The following is a 19,063-nucleotide window of genomic DNA, read 5'->3' as shown; positions in this document are numbered from 1 at the left end:
GACCCGCGTGGCCGCCAGCATCCTCGACCAGTCCGTCCTGTGGCCGATCATCCTGCTGGTGGTGTTCGCGATCAACATCGTCGCGCTCATCGTCATCCCCCGGGGCCGCAAGCCGACGGCGGCGATGGCGTGGCTGCTGCTGATCTTCCTCCTCCCCTTCGTCGGCATCCTGCTCTTCCTGCTGATCGGCAGCGCCCGCCTGCCGAAAGCCCGGCGCGACGAACAGGCGCGCATCGACGGTCTGATCCGCGGGGCCGTCGATGCTCAGGGGCTGCGCACCGACGAGCCCGACTGGCCACGCTGGTTCCAGCGGGTCGTGCAGCAGAACGAGCGGCTCACCGCGCTGCCGGCGACCGAGGGGAACGAGGCATCCCTCTTCCCCGACTACCAGGGATCGATCGACGCCATGGCGGCCGAGATCGACATGGCGCACGCGTTCGTGCACGTCGAGTTCTTCATCGTGGCGTGGGACGACACGACGCGCGGCTTCTTCGCCGCCATGGAGCGCGCCGTCGCGCGCGGTGTCACCGTGCGGCTGCTCGCGGACTACGTCGCCACCCGCCGGCTCGGCAACTGCACGGCGACCCTCGCCGAGCTCGACCGCATCGGCGTGGAGTGGGCGTGGATGCTGCCGGTCATGCCCCTGAAGGGCAAGTATCAGCGCCCCGACCTGCGCAACCACCGCAAGATCGTGGTGGTCGACGGGCGCACGGCCTTCATGGGGTCGCAGAACCTCATCGACCGCACCTACGACTCGCCCAAGAACATCAAGCGCGGCCTGAAGTGGCAGGAGCTCATGACGCGCCTCACCGGCCCGGTCGTCACGGCGGTCAACGCGGTGTTCCTGTCGGACTGGCTGATCGAGACCGGCCAGGATCTCTCGACGATCGAGCACGTGCCGGCCACGGAGGTCGCGCGCTCGACCGCTCCCGATGCGCTGCTGTGCCAGGTGGTGCCGAGCGGCCCCGGCTACGACACCGAGAACAACCTGCGTCTGTTCCTCTCGCTCATCTACGGCGCGACCGAGAAGGTCATCCTGACGAGTCCGTACTTCGTGCCCGACGAGGCGATGGTCTACGCGATCACCACCGCCTGCCAGCGCGGGCTCGAAGTGCAGCTGTTCGTCTCGGAGATCGGCGACCAGGGGCTGGTTTACCACGCGCAGCGCTCGTACTACACGGCGCTGCTCGAGGCCGGCGTGAAGATCTTCCTCTACCCCGCGCCGTTCATCCTCCACTCGAAGCACTTCTCGATCGACGACGACATCGCGGTCATCGGGTCGAGCAACATGGACATCCGTTCGTTCAGCCTCAACATGGAGGTCTCGCTGCTCGTGCGCGGCGCGTCGTTCGTGGCCGAGATGCGCGAGGTCGAGCAGGCCTACCGCGACGCGGGGCGCGAGCTCACGCTGCGGGAGTGGCGCGACCAACCCGGCAAGGCGACCTTCCTCGACGGCCTCGCGCGGCTCACGTCGGCACTGAACTGACCGTATGGCCGACATGGTCCTGATCGAGGGCGGCACGTTCCTCATGGGCTCCGACGAGTTCTACCCCGACGAGCGGCCCGTGCACGAGCGAGCCGTCGACACCTTCCGCATCGACCGTCACGCCGTCACCAACGAGGAGTTCGCGGCATTCGTCGACGACACCGGCTACGTGACGGTCGCCGAACGCGAGCTCGATCTGGCGGACTTCCCGGGGGCGAACCCCGCCGACCTCGTGCCGGGATCCATGGTCTTCACACCCACCGCGGGCCCGGTCGACCTCGACGACTGGCGCAACTGGTGGCGCTGGCAGCCCGGTGCGCATTGGCGTCGGCCGCTCGGCGCCGGTTCATCGATCGACGAGCGGATGCGGCATCCGGTCGTCCATGTCGCGTTCGAGGACGCCACCGCCTACGCCGCATGGGCGGGCAAGCGGCTGCCCACCGAGGCGGAGCACGAGTACGCGGCCAGGGGCGGACTCTCCGGAGCGCGCTTCGCGTGGGGCGACGACATGCATCCGGGCGGGCGGGCGTTGGCCAATTCGTGGCTCGGGCGGTTCCCGTACCGGAATGAAGGGGTGGGGGATGCCGCGCCCGTCGGCTCGTATCCGCCCAACGGCTACGGGCTGTACGACATGACGGGCAACACGTGGGAGTGGACCAGCGACTACTGGACGCCACGGCACCTGCGACTGTCGGATCGACCCGTGGACCCTGGGCGCCGGCGGAACCTGCTCGCGGCCGCGAGCGCGCAGGAGGGGTTCTCGACCCCGCGCCGCGTCCTCAAGGGCGGCTCGCACCTGTGCTCGCCGGACTACTGCCTGCGGTTCCGGCCGGCGGCGCGGTCCGCGCAGGCCGAAGATACCGGCATGTCCCACATCGGCTTCCGGTGCGCGCGCGACGCGTGAGACCTAGACCTTGAGGTCCTGCCTCGGCACGACCACCTCGCGGATGATCAGCAGGATCGAGGCCATGACCGGCAGCGCGACCAGCACACCGATGACGCCCATCAGCGCGCCGCCGACCAGCGCCCCGATGAGCACGAGGGCCGCGGGGATCGCGACCGCGCGATTCATGACGCGTGGACTCACGACGTACGACTCCAGCTGGATGTAGATCAGATACGCGATCGCGAAGATCAGCGCCTGAAGCGGGCTGGTGAACAGCGCCACGCCGGTGCCGATGACGAGGAAGATCACCGAGCCGAACAGCGGGATGAGCGTCACGACGAAGGCCACGACGGCCATGAGCGCGGGGAACGGCAGCCGGATCACGAGGTGCAGCACGAACACGACTCCGGCGTTGAGGGCGGCGAGGATCACCGACCCGATCAGGGCGCTGCCCACAGAGTCGGTGATCCGCTCGGTGAGACTCTCGAGCCGGGGCCGGCTGCGCGCCGGCGCGAGAGCGTAGAAGGCGCCCTTGATGGACGAGAGCGAGGCGAGGAAGTAGAGCGTGAGGGCGACGACGATGAATGAGGCGGTGATGCCGCTCACGAAGGCGACGCCCACGGCGAGCACCCCGCCTCCGAGCGCAGCGATGGTCGACGGACTCGAGATCCACTCGCCGAGCCGTTCGAGGCCCGCCACGAGCGCGACCTGCGAGTCGGTGTTCAGTGCCGCGAACCACTCGGTCTCCGGAATGCCGGCGATCGACTCGGGAATGGCGTCGATGAACTCAGCGATCTGGGCGATGACGGGCGGCAGCACCCAGATCAGGAACCCCAGGAACAGCAGGGCGAAGCCGCCGAACACGATGGCGATCGCGCCGTCCCGTCTCACCCGGCGGCGCTCCAGGCGCCGAACGATGGGATCGAGCCCGACCGCCAGGAACATCGCCAGGACGATGTACACGAGGATGGTCGAGATCGCGCCGAGCGCGCTGCCGAGCACGAGGGCGCCCAGCACGCCCAGCGTCGTGATGAACCCGACGGCCAGCGGCCGGTCGAGCGCCGCCAGCACGTCGAGAAAACGCCGAGGCCGGTCCGGAAGCGGCAGGCCCTCCGCCTCGGAGACCGGACCCGGGCTCTCGGCGTCATCCATGCGGCCATGATGGCCGCGGTCGCTGCGGCTCTACGTCACCCGACGCGGGCGATCTCTCGGGCGTCGAGCAGGCCGAGGTCGACCGCGTGCTGGATCGCGGCATCCCTCCCCGAGACCCCCAGCTTGCGGTAGATGTGACCGAGGTGGGTCTTCACCGTGTTCGTCGACACGTAGCAGCGGGCCGCGATGTCGGCGATCGTGAGGCGGCTCGGCAGGAATGCGAGCAGCTCGAGCTCGCGCGGAGTGAGTTCCTCGACCAATCTGGGGTGTCGCTTTCCGCCGGCGGCGTGTGCGCGGGCGATGACGAAGCGTGCGAACTCGGTGCGCCCGCCGGTGAGCTCCTCCAGGAGGTCGACGACGCCGGGCCCGGCGCGCAGGAACGGATAGGCGAGCCATTCCGGCGCGGCGAGCGCGAGCGCCTTCTCGAACTGCTCCCGAGCCTGCGCGCGTCGCCCTTCCAGCGCGTGCATCCACCCGGTGACGATGGCCAGTTCGACGGACGCGAGCGGCTCCTCAGGGTCGGGCTCGAAGGCGAGCCGGCGCATCCGCGCGTGCGCCGCCGCCGCCTGCCCGTCGGCGAGCTGGGCCGCGATCTCCTCGAAGAGGACCGGCGACCAACCGGGGACGGGCGGTAGAGCCGGTGGAGCCGGGTTCGACGCCGTTCCGTTCAGCCGTGCCCGCCGCAGGCCGATGGCCACGAGCCACTGGCGCACGATGACCGGCGGAGGGCCCGGGGGTTCGACGGTCGCGAGCTGATCGTCCTCGGGGTCGATGAGCAGCCGGATGGCGTGGCCGACCCACATCAGCTGGGTGCGCTGGTTCGCAGCCGCGCGGACGATCCCCTCGCTCAGGGCGAGCGCTCCGACGTCCGGCTCGCCGCGCTGCACCGCCACGATCGCGCGGGCGAGGTAGGCGTCGGCCGGTGCGGGGTGCGACAGCAGTCCCGCGCTCCGGGCGGTCTCGAGGGCTTCGTCGGAATGGGCCGTGGCGGCGCCCAGCCTGCCGTCGATCGCCTCGACCAGGGCGAGGCTGCCGAGCAGGTGCACGCGGTACGGCGTGTACGCGAAACCCGGCAGGGCGATCGCGGTCGCCAGATGCCGTCGTGCGCCGGCGAGATCGCCGAGGAAGATGTGGGCACGGCCCAAGGAACCGCGCGCCAGGAACGCGAGGAAAGGCTTCGAGGTGAGTCCGAGCAGATCGGGCACCTCGACATCGGGGTGCGCGTCCAGGAGGGCGAGCGCGTCGACCGCCGCCCGCACGAACGGCTCGGGATGCGGGTGGAACTGCACGCTTGCGGCCAAGTACGCGAGCGCGACCTGCCGCTGGCCGATCGACAGATCGGCGCCCGCGAGGAGAGCCTGCATCGCGTCGACCGCCACCAGGCCGCGGCCGCTCATGCCCTCGGCGATCGCTCGGAGCAGTTCGGCGTCGATGTGGGTCGCCCGCACCTCGGCGGGCACGCGTTCGAGCCAACGGGCCACCGTGGCAGTGCGGGACTGCTCGAACACCTCGCGTCCGCTGAGGAGCACGCGCTCGATGGCGCGCTCCCACTTCCTCGCGCGCAGGAGATAGTCGACGGCGACCTCGAGGTCGCCCTCATCGAGGTGCCAGTCCGCGGCGATCTCGAGCAGGTTCGCCTCGGCGCCCGGATCATCGGCGCGCAGGCGGTACAGCAGCAGATCGCGGAAGAGCCGGTGGAATCGAAACCAGCCGGGGCGCTCGGGAACGGCGACGATGAACATCGAGTCACGCTCGAGATCCGCCAGGAACGCCGCGCCGCGGACGTCCGCGAGCGCCTCGACGAGCCCGGCGCACACTTCCTCGACGACCGCCAGCTGCGTGAGAGCTGCGCGGCGGGACGGCTCGAGGGCGTCGAGCACCTCCTCGCTGAGGTAGTCCACGACCAGCCGGTCGGTACCGGTGAGCTCGTCGACGACGCGATCGGGATCGTCGGCGAAGCGCAGGCTCAGCGCGGTGAGCTGCACGCCGACCGCCCATCCTTCGGTGCGCGCCGTCACCGCTGCGACGGCGTGCCCGCTCACCGGCTTGCCCGCGATGTGCTCGATGACCCGCGCGGTGGTGGAGTCGTCGAAGGCGAGCTCACGCTGCCGGATCTCGACCAGCCCGTGCTCGAGGCGGTGACGGCTCCAGCCGAGCTGCAGGTCGACGCGCGACGAGAAGACGGCGTGCACGTTCGGCGGCAGCAGGTCGACGAGGCGCCAGAGGTCGGTGAGGATGGAGGTCCCCGAGATGCGGTCGAGGTCGTCGAAGACGAGCACGAGGCGGCCGTCGAGTTCGCCGAGGCTGCCCGCGAGGTCGTCGAGGAATGCGTCGCCGAGGCGCCCCTCCGATGCTTCGAGCGGTGCGCCGGGTGGGTGCAGAGCCGGGACGACGGACCTGATCCCGTCGACGAGGCGCGCCGCGAAGGCGCCGGGCGAGTCATCGGCGGCCGTGATGTCAAACCACGCCACCGCGATGTCGGGGTGGGAGTGCGCCCACTGCGAGAGGAGGACGGTCTTGCCCGCGCCCGCGGGCGCGACGACCAGCGACAGCGGCGCTTCGATGCCGGCGTCCAGCTGCCTTCGCAGCGCCGGCCGATCGACGGCGTGCGACGGGATACGACGTGATCCAGACAACCCCTGAGCCTCCCTGGCGAGGTGGGCGTGAGCTCGGGGGAATCATCCCACAGGGGTGACGTGTGCGCGAGAGCGCCGCGGCGACAATGTCGGCAACATTCACCGGGAGGAAACCCGGAGAAACGCGACATCCTCCGAGAGGCCCGTGATGACGCCCCAGGTCGTGTGCATCCTGCTGCGAGGACACCTCGGACCCGCGCTCGTGGCGGCACTCGACGGCTTCGATGTCCGCGCGACAGACGACGGCTGCACCCGGGTCGTGGGCCGCGTGCCCGACCAGGCGAAGCTCATCGGCCTGCTCGACATGTTCGATGAGCTCCACATCGAAGTCGTGTCGGTCAATCCCCTGCCCGACGCCGGCGACGATTCACCCGCTCAGGGTGACGTCGCGCCCGGTCCGCCCTCGTAGTTTCGCAACTGCGGCGGGTGAATCGGTCCGCCCTCGACGATTGGCTGGAAACAATGGATCTCTGGAGTTGGGTCGCCTGGTTCTTCTGGGTCTTCGTGTTCGTGGCGTACCTCATGGTGCTCTTCTCGATCCTCGGCGACCTGTTCCGCGATCACACCCTCAGCGGGTGGTGGAAGGCCGTCTGGATCATCTTCCTGATCTTCGTGCCGTTCCTCACTGCGCTGGTCTACCTGATCGCCCGGGGCACGGGCATGCAGAAGCGCGCGATGGAGCAGGCCACCGAGATGCGCAAGCAGCAGGAGGAGTACATCCGTGCCACCGCGGGCACCGGCGGCGGCAGTGCCACCGACGACATCGCGAAGGCCAAGTCGCTGCTCGACTCCGGCGCGATCTCGCAGGCCGAGTTCGATGCGCTCAAGGCGAAGGCTCTCGCGGGCTGACGCTCGGCAGAGGAGGATGACGTCATGACGACCTTCGACTACGGTCCGATCGAGTTCTACGCGATCGGTTTCGACGGCGACAAGCCAGGCCCTGGCATCCTGCAGGCGATCGACGATCTCGTCGCTTCCGGCACGATCAATGTCCTCGACCTCGTCTTCGCGACACGGTCGCCCGAAGGTGAACTCACCGTGATGGAGCTGTCCGACACGACCGACGACGGCGGAGCCCCGGCCCTCGACCTCGCCGGGCTGGCGGGGATGGAAGACATCGAGGCGCTCGCTGAGCAGGTCCCGCCGGGGACCTCCGCGGCGATCCTCGTCGTCGAGCTGCTGTGGGCCAAGGCGTTCGCGGCGGCGCTCTACGACGCCGGCGGCGCCGTCATCGCGCGCGAGGGCATCCCGGCGCCCGTCGTCAACGCGTTCCTCGCCGAGAACGCCGACTGAAGGAGGCAGACATGATGCGCAGAGTGGGCCGCCCCGGCCTCATCGGAATGGCGGCACGCACCGCGGTCGTCGCGGGCACCGCGACCGCCGTCTCGGGGAGCGTGGCGCGGCATCAGCAGAACAAGGCGAACGAGCAGTACGAGCAGCAGGCGTACGAGGCCCAGCAGCAGCAGGCGGCGATGGACGCCGCTGCCGCGCAGGCCGTGGCTAACGCCCAGGCCGCCGCACCGCCCGCCGCCGCGCCGGCTGCCGGCGGCGACGACATGATGGCGAAGCTCACGCAGCTCGCCACCCTGCACTCGCAGGGCATCCTGTCGGACGAGGAGTTCGCGGCGGCCAAGGCCAAGCTCCTGTCCTGACAGCACCGACCGCGCTTCGGGGGCCGCATCCGCGAGGGTGCGGCCCTCGGCATCTCGCCATCGCCGGGTCAGCGCCCTTCGGTCTCGCCTTCCCCGGCGGGCTTGCCGAGCGCTTCGACCTTGGCGAGCAGCTGTCGCACCTGACCCCGGGTCGCGGGCTCCGCGTCGTCGTGGTTGCGCGCCGCGCGCTCGAAGATCCACGAGGCGAGCGTGGCGGTGATGATGCCGGAGAGCGCGATGCCACTGAACATCACGCCGGTTCCGACGGCGCGTCCCATCCAGGTCACCGGGAAGAAGTCGCCGTAGCCGGTGGTCGTGATGGTCACGCACGACCACCACACCGCGACACCGAAGCTAGTGATGTTGGCGTCGGGCGACGCGCGCTCGGCCTCGAGCACGGCGAGCGAGGCGATGTAGATCAGCAGAACGCCCGCGCCGGCGCCGTAGACCATGATCTGGGTGCGCAGCCGCGTGCCGGCGGACGGGCGCATGCCGGGGACGTGGGTCAGAGCCCGCAACAGCAGCACGAGGCGGAAGACGGGGATGACCGCGATCGCCAGCGTGCCCAGGTGCGTGCGGAACCAGACCCGGCGATCCTTCGCGAGCGAGAGACGCACGACGTAGTCGACGATGAACAGCGCCCACGTCGCCAGGATCACCGCGGTCACGACCACGTGCGCGACGCCTTCGAGGCCTCCGATGACCCGCCACGAGTACGCGATCAAGTACACGAGGGATGCCAGCACCAGCGGCACTTCGGTGCGGCGATGCCAGGTCTTCTCGTCCACACGCGCATCATCCCGCAGGACCCGCGACTCCCCGCGGGGGCGCGCGGGTCACGAAGCCGAGCGGGCGTCCTGTTCGAGCGCGGCGGCGTTGCGGATGAACAGCACGATCCACGTGAACACGAGGATGCCCGCGACGAGCTCCACGGCGGTCAGCGTGTAGTAGCCGATGAGGAAGAACACGGCCAGCACGAGCGTGACGGCGAGGAACAGCCAGCCGATGAGGATGAAGGGGCGCGGCATCCCGGTGATCCATCTCGGGAGTCCGATGACGAGCACGCCGTAGGCCACGACCATGCCGGAGGCGACTGCGGTGTGGATGCCGAAGAACACGTCGACGGGGAAGACACCGACGAGCGCGAGGAAGACACCGACGACGATCAGGCACACGCGCACGCGCACGACCCCCACCGGGTTGGCCGTCGGGATTCCGCGCGTCGCGTAGCGCGCGAGGGTCGTCACGAGAAAGCCCGCGACGATGAGCGTGAGGTTGAATGCGAGCGCCGACACGTTCGTGGTCATGCCGAGGGCGCTCAGGTTGTCCTTCCACCAGTTCGGGTCGCTCGCCGTCAGCATGCTCGCGAGCACGCCCAGCGCCAGGAAGACGGCGAGCACTGCGGCCAGCAGCTGCAGGTCCATGTGAGTCGCTGAGAAGAACGCCAGGTACGCCGTCATCGCGGCCGCCGCACCCGCGAGGATCAGCACCGGCAGGGCGAACACCTCGGCGCCGATGAACGCCCGCTCGAGCGTCACGGCGAGGATCGTCCAGCCCAGCAGCGCGATCACGGCGTGCGCGATCGCGAGGGCGATGATGTCGAGCACATCGAGCACCCGGACGCGCCCGTTCGGCCCGCGGTCGTGCAGCAGCCATCGTCCGGCGATCACCGCGACGAACGCGACCCCCGCCGATGCGACGGCGGCGAACTGGCCGATCGAGTCCGGACCCGAGATCGGCGCCGGCTGCAGACGGAAGGCGATCGCTGCGATGACCGCCACCACGACGAAGGCGACGGCGGCGATGCCGATCGCGAGGGACTCGAGCGACCGCTCGCTGGTGTCGCCGAGGATCCGGGATGCCGCGCTCCCCCGCCGTGTCGCGGGTGGTCGGTCGAGGGCATTGTCGGTCATGGCCGCCTCCGTGGCTGGGTCGACGAGGGATCGGGCGGGGGCACGGCGGTGCGGTCGCCCGAGAGCCAGCGCAGCCAGTGCGACTGCGGGTCGCCCTCGAGCACGAGCGTGCGGACGAACAGCGTGAGCGGGATGGACAGGATCGCTCCGAGCGGGCCGATGATGAAGGTCCAGAAGATGACCGAGAAGAAGCTCAGCGTGAGGCTCAGATCGACGGCGTCGCTGACGAACTTGGGCTGCACGAGCACCTGCAGCACGACGTTGACGACGCAGTAGATCGCGATGACGGCGAGCAGCATCGGCCAGCCGCCCACGACGAACGCGAGCACGGCCGGCGGGATCAGGCCGAGCACGAAGCCGATGTTGGGGATGAAGTTGGTGACGAACGCGAGAATCGCCCACACGAGCGGCGCGGGCACGCCGAGCCACAGCAGCGCGAAGCCGTCGATGATCGCGACGATCGCACCGAATGTGGCGTTGACGACGTAGTAGCGGCGCACCCCCGTGTTGAGCCGCTGGATGCGGGCGAGCGTCGGCGCCTTCGCGCGTCCGAACACCCGGCCCGCATCGCGATAGCGCGCGGCGTCGGCGGCCATGAAGATGATGTACGCGACGACGAAGAAGAGCGCGGTCGCGACGCCGAGCACTGCTCCGCCGAGGCTCGACGCCAGGCCGACGAGCGTCTCGGGATCGAGCACGGCGGCCGCGGCATCCGCTGCCTGATCGTCCAGGCCGGCCGACCGCAGCCACCCGAGGAAGCCCTGCACGCTGTCCTGCAGCTCATCGGAGAACTCACCGACCAGGCGAGCGAACTGCGTGCCGGCCAGCCACAGCAGCGCGCCCATCACAGCGAGCACGAGGTACGCCACCAGGATGACGGCGGTGGTGCCCGTCCAGTGCGGCCAGCCGCGGCGCTCGAGCGGCCGGCGGACCGGTTCGCAGATCACCACGAGGACGATCGCCAGCGCGACGGGTCCGACGAGTTCGCGCGCGAAGTACACGCCCGTGAGCACGATGACCGCGGCCGCGAGCCCGAGCACGGTCCGCATGCTCGACGACAGCAGCGGAGGCGGGGGTTCTGCGGCGGCGCGGGTCACGCGGCCAGGGTACCGACGGCGGGGCTCGCGTCTGCGCATTTCATCCCCGAAGTCACCCCCCGCGCGGCGAAGGACGGTGCCACACTGACGACATGTCAATGACGGACTCGCGGCCCCTGGCCGAGACCTGGTCCCCGCTGCCCACCCTGCAGGACCACCTGACCGAGGGCCGCACCGTGCGCGAGTCGCATCCCCGCGAGAGCCTCGCTGTGCTGCCGGAGGGCGAGCGCGACCCGATGGGGATCCTCGATCGGCAGGATTCGACCCGCGTACCCGAGCTGGTGCCCATCCGCACGCAGCGCATGAGCGAGAGCGCCTTCGCGTTCTATCGCGGCACGGCGGCGCTCATGGCCGCAGACCTCGCGCGTTCGCCCAGCAGCAGCATCGAGGTGGGGTCATGCGGTGACGCGCACGTGTCGAACTTCGGCCTGTTCGCGTCGCCGCAGCGCACGCTCGTGTTCGACCTCAACGACTTCGACGAGTCGGCCTGGGCGCCGTGGGAGTGGGACGTCAAGCGCCTGGTGACGAGCATCGTGATCGCCGGGCAATCCACCTCGCGTGACGACGAGGTGGTGCGGGATGCTGCGCTCAGCGCCGTGCGCACCTACGCGCGCGCCCTCGCCAGCGGCGCCAAGCGCAGTCCGCTCAAGCGCTACTACGACCACTTCGACGCCGACGCGGCCTCCGATTCGCTCGACCCGGAGTCGGCGGAGGCGCTGCGCAAGGCGGTGAAGGACGCCGAGAAGCGCACGTCGGCCCGTGCGGTGCGCAAGCTCACGTCGCTTGACGACGCCGGGCGGCTGGTGTTCGGCGAAACCCCGCCGACGATGACGCACGTCGATCCGCGCATCGAGCTGCGGATCAACGAGTTCGTCGCGCAGTACCAGCGGTCGGCGAACGTCGACATCCGCGTGCTGCTGCAGAAGTACCACGTCACCGACATCGCCCGCCGCGTGGTGGGTGTCGGCAGCGTCGGCACGCGCTGCTACCTGATCTCGATGTCGGACGGCGACGGCAGCGCGCTGATCCTGCAGGGGAAGGAGGCGGGTCAGAGCGTGCTCGTCGAGTACGGCGGCGTCGAGCAGCCCGAGGCCGTCGCCTGCTACATCGAGGAGAACGGCGAGGGCGGGCGCGTGGTGGCGATGCAGCGGATCCTGCAGGCGGTGTCGGATCCGTTCCTCGGCCACCTCACCGGTCCGTCGATCGACGGACCCGAGCGCTCCTTCTATGTGCGGCAGTTCCACGACAAGAAGGGCGGCTTCGACGTCGACACGCTCGAGGACGCCGCCTTCGGCTGGTACGCGGATGCGTGCGCCTCGACGCTCGCGCGCGCACACGGCCAGTCACCCAACGCGGCGGTCGTGGCCGGCTACGCGGGCGGAGGCCGGGTGGTCGGCGAGGCGATCCTGGAGTGGTCCTACGCCTACGCCGACCTGTCCCGTGCGGACTGGGAGCTCTTCCGTCGCCACCGCGGCGTGGGCGAGGCGGGCTGACCGGCGGGAAGGCTCAGGCCGCGTCCATCGGCTCCACTCGGAACGTGAGGGCGCGTCCCTGCCGGAACGGCTCCACCAGTTCGAAGTTCTCGAACGCGATGCCGCCCGGGATGGCATGCTCGCTCATCCAGTACGTGTGGCGCCCATTGACCTGCGCGACGAGCGCCGGGTCGGGGTCGGCTGCGATCCACGTCTGGACGCCGCGCTCCCCCGAGTACTGCCAGTGCGCTGCGGTGCCCTCGGCGTGCACCGCTTCGGACGGCGACGCCTCGTCGGGGAACGCCGACACCGACACCGCCTCGCCGTCGGCACGCAGCCGATCCAGCGGGAACGAGGCGTGCGGCGCGAAGTGGACGTCGCGGTAGTCGGGCCACAGCTCGGAGGCGATCGCGGCGCCGTCTGCGAGCTCAAGTCGCCGGAGCCTCGCCCAGTTGCCCATGGTGGCCGACAGGACGCAGACGGCGAGCGGCGTCGAGTCGGCCCGAGCCACGGCCGCGACGTCGAACTCGTGAGGTCGATCCGCACGGAAGGTCACGGTAACCCCGACATGCGCACCGTTCGCGAAGCGCTCGACGCCCACGTGCACGACCAGGCGCTCGACACCGTCCGGCCCGGTCTCGACGGTGCCGCGTGCGGGCTCGACGGGGTCGTGAGGCTGTTCGTCGTCGGGGTGGTCGACACTCCACATGCGAAGGCCCGGCACATCGTCCAGCCGGCTGCGCTCGAGTTCCGAGTATCCACGCTCCGTCGATCCGGCGGGAATCGGCTCTACCGCGAGGAAGTTCAGCAGCCGCTCGCGCGCGTGCCCGAGGTACGGCGTGTAGATCCGCAGCAGCCCGCGCGGGCCGGAGAGCGGGTGCAGTCCCACCTGGATCCCGTCCGGGTGTCCCCAGCGCGGTTCGCGGCGGACGCCGCCCGCCGCGACCGCGGGCCGCAGCCAGCCATCATCCACTTCCGCATCAGCCCATTCACGGCCCTCGGCGTCGACAGCCATGCTTCTTCTCCTTCGCCCCGGTCAGAGGCCCTCGACCCGGCCGACCAGGTTCACCTTGATGCCGATGCGGTCGAACATCGCCGCTTTGGCGATGAGCGCCTTGTCGGCGGTCTCGGCGTCGGGCGCATAGACGACCTGGGCGTGGTTGGCCTTGTGCCGTGCCATGAACTGGTCGCGCGAGACGTCGTGCAGCACGACGTGGGCGATCGGCCACTCGGGGTTCGTGGCGTCCTTGCGTCGCTGCGTCTCCTCGGCGGGCAGCTCGACGACCGATCCGCGGAAGATGTCCGCCTGCAGGATGCCGTCGGCGATGAAGACGCGTGAGATCACGACCTCACCCGGCTGGGAGATGCCGTTGATCGTGGCGCCACCGGCCGGGAAGAACACCGGTCCCTGGCGCCAGCCCTCGGCCCTGTCCCACCCGCCGAGGTGCGACGCCGGCACCGAGCCTGAGATCTCGTAGACCCAGACGAACTCCCCGTCGTACTCCTCGCCCCACCGCACGTCATGAAGCGTGTTGTCGGGCACGAGGCCCATCGCACGCCAGACCCGGTCGGTGATGAGCGCGTCGACCGCGACGCCCTCGTCGGCCTCGTTGAAGTGCGGGAACGCACGGCCCGCGAACAGCTCGCGCGAGCCGTCGCGCGAGAGCACCGGCGGCCGCTCCGTCGAGTTCAGCACGCCCTCGGCGAGGTCCGAGGCGGGCACCAGATCCTTGAGGCCCTGCTGGTACTGGATGCCGACGGCGTCGAGGCCGAAGTCGTCGGAGATGCGCAGCGCCGCGATGTACATCTTCATCTGCCAGCGCACCTGCGCCTCGGTCAGCTCGGTCTCCTCGTCGGTGCCGAAGCGGAACGTCATGCCGCGGTCGATCAGCCAGTCCCGGGCCGCGTCGGCTTCGGCATCCGTCACCGTCAGCATCTCGGCGTACAGCGCCGACTGCGACAGTCGCTCCTTGTAGATGCCGGTCGCGTTGAGCAGCTCGTCGTCGAAGATCGCGTTGTACATGCCCATGCAGCCCTCATCGAAGACGCCGATGATGGCCTTGTCCGCGAGCAGCTCATCGCCCAGAGCGCGCCCGAGCTCGACCTCGGGCGTCGCCGGCAGCTCACCGAGCGGACGCACGTGCGAGGCGTCGTGGGCGATGGAGCCGGTCTCGGTCCATTCCTTGAGCCCGGCCTTGAACCAGTCGTCGGTGAAGTCGACAGACCAGATCGTCGAGTAGTCCTTGCCCATCTTCGTGAGGCCGGCGTTGAGGCCGAGCAGCCCGACGAGGCCGGGCCAGTCGCCGGCGAAGTTCGCGACGGTGAGGATCGGTCCCTCATGGGTGCGCAGCCCTGCGAGGACGTGGTGCGAGTACTGCCACACCGCCTCGGCGACGATGAGGGGCGCGTCCGCGGGGATCGTCTTGAAGACCTCGAGGCCCATCCGCTGGCTCGAGATGAATCCGTGTCCGGTGGCGGGGTCGACGTCGTTGGCGCGGACGACCGTCCAGCCCAGCTCCGCGAGCGCCGCCGCGACGTCGGCCTCCATCTGCGCCTGCGTCGGCCAGCCCGCCGCGTTCGCCGACTCGCGCAGGTCGCCGCTCGCGATGAGGTACGCGGTCTTCGCGGGAACGGCCGTTCGCTCGCGGGTGACGGGGAGGGTGTAGGTGCTCATGCGGTCTCCTGTGGTGCGGGATGGTCGATGTCGGTGGGGTGGAGCGCGGCACTCTGGCCGGCCGCGAGTCGGAGGGGTCCGGATGCATCGCGTCCGGCGAGGATCACGCGGTCGAGGTCCAGTACCCCGCCATCCACGTGCAGGGCAAGCTCGGCGCCGTCGATCTCGACGCGCCCCCACGCGCTCCCGGTGGTGAACAGCGCACGCATCGGTCCGGAGGCGGCGGGCGCGAACGAGAGGGTGCGGGCCGGGGCATCCCACTGCGCTCCGGTGAAGGCGAGAAGCAGCCCCCACGACGCGAGCGAACGCGCATAGTGGTTGCCGCACTCGATCTCGTTCCACGGGTTGCGGGCGGTGCCGTCGTAGCGATCACGCAGGGTGCGCTCGAGGAGCAGGGCCTCGTCAGTCAGGCCCGCGTAGACGAGGGATGCCGCGACCTGGTGCTCGATGCCGGTCCACACCTCGTCGGAGTAGACGAACGGGATCGCGGGGCGGCCGCCGCGCGGCCACGACGCCAGCAGCAGTCCTCCCTCGTCGTTCAGGGCGTACACGCGCTGGGTGCTCTCGTGGGCGGTGAGATCTTCGCGGAAGTTGTGCCGCACGATCGCCTGAAGGGCGCTGCGCACTCGCTCACGGGGGAGCAGTTCGCCGAGGCCGTTGACGTACGCGTGGAACTGGCCGAGCAGCTGGTCGGAGAGCACGCCCTCGCCGTACTGATACCGGTGCGCGTCGACGTCATCGATGAGCTGCCGGTAGTACTCGCTGTTCCAGAGGCGCTCATCCATGCCCCGGGCGGCGCGCTCCGCCCTGGCGACCCAGTCGGCGGCCCGCTCGGTCTCGCCCAGGTGCGCGGCCATCCGCGCACCGGCGTGCAGGGCGGCGGCGAACATCGAGTTGGCCAGCGGGTCGATGCCGTGGAACTCGATGTCGTAGGTGTTGTGCAGCTCGCCGTCGAGCAGCCCGTCGTCATCGGTGTCCCACTCGCGTATCGCGTACTCGAGCGTGCGGACCGCGGCGGGCCACAGCTCGCGCAGGAAGTCGGTGTCGCCCGAGAAGCGCCACTCGCGGTGGAGGCGCAGCAGTGTGCCGAGCTGACCGTCGATCGCGGGCCCCATGAACCACGGCGCACCGCCGAACACGCCATTGGAGCGGAACTTCTGGGCTCCGGAGGCATCCGTCTCCAACAGATACTCGACGCGCCGCGCGCTCCGCTCGAGCGAGGGGAACAGCCATGCGACTGTCTGGGCGTAGGACCACACATGCGTGCAGGTTCCCTCGCAGGACCCGCCGTGATCGAACGAGCCTTCCCACGCGGCGAACACCGGGCCCTCGCCGAGCTGCGCGTTCGGCGACTCGACCACGAACGCAGTGGTGGAGCGGGCGGCCGCGATGTTCGCCCCGACGGCGTCGACGATCGCCGGGTCGAGGGTGCCGCCGTAGAGCGCCTCGACGAAGGCGAGGGTCTGGGCTTCGAGGTCCGCGAGTTCGCGATGGAGATGGGATGCCGCGGCCCATGCGTCCGGCCACAGCGTCGCGTAGTGGTTGCGCACGACGCCCTCGTCGGTGCGGTCGTCGCGCACGATGTGGCCGCGCCAGGACCGGTGCCGGTTCGGGAAGCTCCACGCGAGCACGAACTCGAAGTCGCGCGTCTCGCCCGGCGCGAGCTCGTGCACGATGCCGAGCGAGCCGGTGCGCAGGCGCGGAAGCCGCTCGAACAGGTCCGCCTCGCTCATATCGCCCGCGGAGTCGGAATCGGCGAAGAGCCCGCGCGGGCGGTCCTCGAGTGTGAGGCGGGGCTCCGGATCGAGCAGTCCGTCGTCCGACAGGTCGTTCCAGAACAGGCGGGGGCCGTCCGGCCAGAATCCGGTGACCCACTGCGGCTTCACGGTCGTCGACGTGTCGGTCGTGGTGAGGCTGAGCGTGCCGAAGCCGAGGTCGTCCCGCGGCAGCTCGATGCCGAAGTCGAGGCCGCGCACTCCGCCCTCGTCGCGCCAGCGCACCGTCTGCGGCGCACGCATCCCGAACGGTCCGTCGCCGCGCCCTGCGGTGTGCGACACACTCCCCGCCACGGTCACGCTGACAGGCCTGTCGCCGGGGTTCGTGATGGCATACCGCAGCACGGCAGCCGGGATGCCGGACGCATCGGCGTCGAGCGGAACGAGCGGGGTGAACGCCCGCAGCGACACCCCCACGGGCAGCACGTGGTCGTCGAAGTCGACGTCGACCACAGGGTACTCGCCGTGGAGGGTCGCGCCGCGCAGTCGCGGCAGTCCGGCCTGCCGCTCGAACGGGTAGCCGGCGTCCCAATCATGGCGTCCGGTCAACCGCGCCTCGAGCACCCGGGTGACGGGGTCTCCGCCCGCCGGACGAGCGTGGATCGCGAAGAAGGAGTAGGGGTTGATCCGGCCCTTGTCGGGCAGGTTCTCGAGCTCCCAGTCGCGCAGCTCGCCGCGGGCGCCGATCGAGACGTTGCCCGTGCCGATGCCGCCCAGCGGGAACGCGACGCGCTCCGACGTGTGGGGGATCCCCCGCGCGCGGCGCGTCATGCGAACACTCCCTCGGAGTACTCTGCGCGGCGCCGTTCGTCGGCGAGCTCGTGCACGAGGTCCTTGGTCGCCTCGTACAGCGCGAGGTACCGCGCGTAGAGACGGTCGTAGACCAGGGATGCCTCGGCGTCGGGCTCGATCCGCTCGGCGACGGGGTTCCACCGCGAGATGCCGGGAGCCCGACCTGCCGGGGCGACGGCCATGGCCGCGAGGTAGGCGGCGCCGTACGCCGCACCGATCGTCGTGCGTGGCACCTCCTGGATGAGCCCCGTGGCGTCCGACACGATCTGCAGCCAGAGTGCACCCTGCGTGCCGCCGCCCACGGCGACGATGCGGCGGATGTCGGCTCCCGCCGCGCGCATCGTCTCGACGTTGTGCCGGACCCCGAGCGCGGTCGCCTCGAGTGCGGCGCGGTAGAGGTCGCCGCGGGTGTGAGCGAGGGTGAGCCCCGCGATCACACCTCGGGCGTCGGGGTCGAGGATGGGAGTCCGCTCCCCCGCGAAGTACGGGAGCATCAACAGGCCGCGGGCTCCGGGACCGGACTCCGCCGCTTCCGCGAGGAGCGTCGGATGGTCCGTCGCAGTGAGGTCCTTCAGCCAGGCGGCGATCGCGCCCGAGGTCGCCAGGCCGCCGGCGAGGTTGCGGGTCGCGGGGAACGCGCCGACCGTGGTCCACATCGACGGCGAGCGTAGGGTCTCCGTGCCGGTCGCGATGAGGAACATCGTCGTGCCGTACATGAGCATGAGGTCGCCCGGTCCGTGCGCGCCGACGCTGACCGCCTCGGTCCACGCGTCGACGGTGCCGACGATGACCGGCGTTCCCTCGGGTATCCCCGTGGCGGCAGCCGCGGCATCCGTCACCGTCCCGGCGATGTCGCCCGGCCAGGCGAGCGCCGGAGCCTCGATTCCGGGGGCGAATCGCTGCCACCATGCGGAGTGCCACGCCTCGGCGCCGACGTCGTAGAGCGGGGAGGTCTGGCTGGCCGACTGGTGGTCGAGCACGTACGCGCCGGTCAGCTTGCGGGCCAGCCACGACGCCGGCATGAACAGCCGACGGGCGCGCGCGTACGCGTCGGGCTCGGTCTCGGCGACCCAGGCGATCTTCGGGCCGGCAGCCTGCGACGTGAGCCGGGAGCCGCCGACCCGCACGATCTCGTCCTCGCCCAGCTCGGCGGTCATGCGCTCGACCTGCTCGCCGGCACGGGTGTCGACGCCGTACAGGATCGCCGGGCGCACCGGTTCGTCAGCCTCGTCGGCGAGAAGAACGCACGGACCCATCCCACTCACACCCACAGCGACGATCTCGGCGGCGATGCCCTCTGCGTCGGCAGAGGCACGCAGTTCACGGGCGAGGAGGACGAACTCGTCCCACCACACGCCGGCTTCCATCTCCACCCAGCCGGTGCGCGGGCGCGAGACGTCGTGCGCCACGGTGGCCGTGACGAGGATGTGCCCCTCGTCATCGACGAGGACCGCCTTGCTGCTCGAGGTGCCGATGTCGACTCCGAGCGTGCAGCGTTCGGTCATCGCATCCTCCTCGATCGCGACGG

General features: G+C 70.3%; 16 protein-coding genes. 7 read left to right on the top strand and 9 right to left on the bottom strand.

Annotated elements, in window-relative coordinates:
- The first annotated feature begins 7 nt into the window (after nucleotides 1-7).
- On the top strand, nucleotides 8-1,486 hold the full coding sequence (gene cls, locus ACFC1W_RS06470; RefSeq protein WP_375990024.1) for a cardiolipin synthase: 1,479 nt from the start codon (nucleotides 8-10) through the stop codon (nucleotides 1,484-1,486).
- Between the two features lie 13 nt (nucleotides 1,487-1,499).
- Nucleotides 1,500-2,390 carry a formylglycine-generating enzyme family protein gene (locus ACFC1W_RS06465; RefSeq protein WP_375991434.1) on the top strand — a complete coding sequence of 297 codons (891 nt, stop codon included), beginning with the start codon at nucleotides 1,500-1,502 and terminating at the stop codon, nucleotides 2,388-2,390.
- A gap of 3 nt (nucleotides 2,391-2,393) precedes the next feature.
- Here ACFC1W_RS06465 and ACFC1W_RS06460 read toward each other — a convergent pair whose 3' ends face one another.
- Together ACFC1W_RS06460 and ACFC1W_RS06455 are read right to left on the bottom strand one after the other, a co-directional pair.
- A complete protein-coding gene (locus ACFC1W_RS06460) occupies nucleotides 2,394-3,524 on the bottom strand; it encodes an AI-2E family transporter (RefSeq protein WP_375990021.1) in 1,131 nt (376 codons plus the stop codon).
- Between the two features lie 35 nt (nucleotides 3,525-3,559).
- Nucleotides 3,560-6,160 (bottom strand): LuxR C-terminal-related transcriptional regulator, encoded by a 2,601-nt coding sequence (locus tag ACFC1W_RS06455; RefSeq protein WP_375990019.1) that lies wholly within the window; start codon nucleotides 6,158-6,160, stop codon nucleotides 3,560-3,562.
- 148 nt (nucleotides 6,161-6,308) lie between these two features.
- Here ACFC1W_RS06455 and ACFC1W_RS06450 point away from each other — a divergent pair, with 148 nt between their 5' ends.
- The 4 genes from ACFC1W_RS06450 to ACFC1W_RS06435 are packed head-to-tail and all read left to right on the top strand — an operon-like array spanning nucleotide 6,309 to nucleotide 7,812.
- Nucleotides 6,309-6,569 (top strand): hypothetical protein, encoded by a 261-nt coding sequence (locus ACFC1W_RS06450; protein ID WP_375990016.1) that lies wholly within the window; start codon nucleotides 6,309-6,311, stop codon nucleotides 6,567-6,569.
- 53 nt (nucleotides 6,570-6,622) lie between these two features.
- Nucleotides 6,623-7,009: an SHOCT domain-containing protein gene (locus ACFC1W_RS06445; RefSeq protein ID WP_375990014.1), complete on the top strand. Its 387-nt coding sequence runs from the start codon at nucleotides 6,623-6,625 to the stop codon at nucleotides 7,007-7,009.
- A gap of 24 nt (nucleotides 7,010-7,033) precedes the next feature.
- Complete coding sequence (locus ACFC1W_RS06440; protein ID WP_375990011.1) at nucleotides 7,034-7,453, top strand: DUF6325 family protein; 420 nt, start codon at nucleotides 7,034-7,036, stop codon at nucleotides 7,451-7,453.
- 11 nt (nucleotides 7,454-7,464) lie between these two features.
- Entirely contained in the window at nucleotides 7,465-7,812 is a 348-nt protein-coding gene (locus tag ACFC1W_RS06435) for an SHOCT domain-containing protein (RefSeq protein WP_225221547.1), read from the top strand.
- 68 nt (nucleotides 7,813-7,880) lie between these two features.
- Here the strand turns inward: ACFC1W_RS06435 and ACFC1W_RS06430 are convergent, their stop codons facing one another.
- The 3 genes from ACFC1W_RS06430 to ACFC1W_RS06420 are packed head-to-tail and all read right to left on the bottom strand — an operon-like array spanning nucleotide 7,881 to nucleotide 10,822.
- On the bottom strand, nucleotides 7,881-8,600 hold the full coding sequence (locus ACFC1W_RS06430; protein WP_375990008.1) for a potassium channel family protein: 720 nt from the start codon (nucleotides 8,598-8,600) through the stop codon (nucleotides 7,881-7,883).
- Nucleotides 8,601-8,648: 48 nt separating this feature from the next.
- Nucleotides 8,649-9,725: a DUF998 domain-containing protein gene (locus ACFC1W_RS06425; RefSeq protein ID WP_375990005.1), complete on the bottom strand. Its 1,077-nt coding sequence runs from the start codon at nucleotides 9,723-9,725 to the stop codon at nucleotides 8,649-8,651.
- Nucleotides 9,722-10,822 carry an AI-2E family transporter gene (locus ACFC1W_RS06420; RefSeq protein WP_375990002.1) on the bottom strand — a complete coding sequence of 367 codons (1,101 nt, stop codon included), beginning with the start codon at nucleotides 10,820-10,822 and terminating at the stop codon, nucleotides 9,722-9,724. Before ACFC1W_RS06420 ends, ACFC1W_RS06425 begins: the two co-directional genes overlap by 4 nt.
- A 92-nt stretch (nucleotides 10,823-10,914) precedes the next feature.
- Here ACFC1W_RS06420 and ACFC1W_RS06415 point away from each other — a divergent pair, with 92 nt between their 5' ends.
- On the top strand, nucleotides 10,915-12,315 hold the full coding sequence (locus ACFC1W_RS06415) for a DUF2252 domain-containing protein (protein WP_375989999.1): 1,401 nt from the start codon (nucleotides 10,915-10,917) through the stop codon (nucleotides 12,313-12,315).
- Nucleotides 12,316-12,328: 13 nt separating this feature from the next.
- On the opposite strand, the gene ACFC1W_RS06410 is transcribed toward ACFC1W_RS06415, so the two are convergent.
- The 4 genes from ACFC1W_RS06410 to ACFC1W_RS06395 are packed head-to-tail and all read right to left on the bottom strand — an operon-like array spanning nucleotide 12,329 to nucleotide 19,040.
- Entirely contained in the window at nucleotides 12,329-13,309 is a 981-nt protein-coding gene (locus ACFC1W_RS06410) for a hypothetical protein (protein ID WP_375989997.1), read from the bottom strand.
- 21 nt (nucleotides 13,310-13,330) lie between these two features.
- Nucleotides 13,331-14,968, bottom strand: a complete 1,638-nt coding sequence (locus ACFC1W_RS06405; RefSeq protein WP_375989994.1) for a fucose isomerase — start codon at nucleotides 14,966-14,968, stop codon at nucleotides 13,331-13,333.
- Nucleotides 14,965-17,514 carry a GH116 family glycosyl-hydrolase gene (locus ACFC1W_RS06400; RefSeq protein ID WP_375989991.1) on the bottom strand — a complete coding sequence of 850 codons (2,550 nt, stop codon included), beginning with the start codon at nucleotides 17,512-17,514 and terminating at the stop codon, nucleotides 14,965-14,967. The genes ACFC1W_RS06405 and ACFC1W_RS06400 overlap by 4 nt, the downstream gene beginning before the upstream one ends.
- Nucleotides 17,511-19,040, bottom strand: a complete 1,530-nt coding sequence (locus ACFC1W_RS06395) for an FGGY-family carbohydrate kinase (protein WP_375989988.1) — start codon at nucleotides 19,038-19,040, stop codon at nucleotides 17,511-17,513. The genes ACFC1W_RS06400 and ACFC1W_RS06395 overlap by 4 nt, the downstream gene beginning before the upstream one ends.
- Nucleotides 19,041-19,063: the final 23 nt, after the last annotated feature.

Source organism: Microbacterium sp. NPDC056003, assembly GCF_042274785.1.
In the GTDB taxonomy this organism is placed as follows: Bacteria; Actinomycetota; Actinomycetes; order Actinomycetales; family Microbacteriaceae; genus Microbacterium.
This window is presented reverse-complemented; position numbering and strand designations above follow the sequence as displayed.